A 1,192-nucleotide genomic window follows, 5' to 3' on the forward strand; every position below is an offset into this window, starting at 1 on the left:
AGATTCTGTGGCACCTTAACTCGCCTTATTCTTTGTAGATTGATTTCGCTGCGTTAGCCAAATACCGATACCGCATAAGCCAAAGATGTAACCAATGCCACCCAAAGCATCCCGAAATGATGCTTTCTCTTTGTAGGCATTCAACTCTTTGCGCAAGGGCTTAATTTGTTTTGCGACAGCCTTTTCGATCAATGCTTGTAAGTCATTACCCACCAACATCTGTCCTCGAAGGTTTGTTTCCAGAGCGTCGGCAGATTCCACTGCCATAATCTCGCCTAAGGTATCCGATAAGTCTTCAGCGTTTAAAACTGTTTCAAACACGTGGCCTGCCCCTAGGTTCGCGTAAATATGATGATCAATCCGCTTCGTCGCTTCGAATGTAAAGAAGCCCTCCTCATCCGTTTCGACCAAAACAATTTCTTGACCCTGGAGATCACGAACCATTACCTTAGAGCCTAGTGGTGCCATCTCTCCATTGGAAAAACCTATTTCGCCCTCAACATCAACACCAATGGTATAAACGCCGCCCAGTACGTTATGCGCGACACTCTGCGAACTGACGAAAACAAGGAAGAGCAAACAAAGATTACGTATCATCCCAATCCTCCGATATACGCAGGAGCTCAGGTTTAACTTGTCGAATCAGCAAGACAGCCGCGCCGGTAACAAAACCTTCTAGGATCATAATCGGTATATGCGCCAATACGGTCGCTTGAGCCGCGAGCACAAACGCCTCTCCAGATAATGCCAGGGAGCCCGCAACTAACAATGTAGTTAGTAGAATCGCACCGGCGCCACCAATCGCGCCCCATATCGCAGCTAAATTTGTGTTCGGAGCAGAGATCCCTCTATGACATACGTAGTACATCAGCACAGCCGGTAGTGCGATATTAAATGTATTGACACCGAGGACAACGAAGCCGCCAAAGCCAAAGAAAACAGCTTGCAACAGCAAGGCAACAAGCAACGCGGGAAAAGCCGCCCAGCCAAGTGCCAGGCCAATCAAGCCGTTTAAAATAAGATGAACACTAGAAAAACCAAGTGGGAGATGGATATATGAGGCAACGAAAAACGCAGCCGATAGTACGCCGACTTGAGGTAAGTGGTCGTAATCGAGCTTCTTTAACCCGATCGCCACCCCCACTACACTAAGTACAACACCAGCTGCTAGAACCGGCGCCGCAAGCGCACC

General features: G+C 48.3%; 2 protein-coding genes. Both read right to left on the minus strand.

Annotation, left to right across the window (positions count from 1 at the left end; translation table 11 throughout):
- Positions 1-15: 15 nt before the first annotated feature.
- Positions 16-597: a hypothetical protein gene (locus A3763_RS18785; protein ID WP_082865028.1), complete on the minus strand. Its 582-nt coding sequence runs from the start codon at positions 595-597 to the stop codon at positions 16-18.
- Positions 587-1,192: cobalt transporter CbiM (gene cbiM / locus A3763_RS18790; RefSeq protein ID WP_068760329.1), on the minus strand; the 606-nt coding region annotated here is incomplete at its 5' end. The genes cbiM and A3763_RS18785, both read right to left, overlap by 11 nt.

The sequence above is a fragment of the Oleiphilus sp. HI0128 genome, from assembly GCF_001635365.1.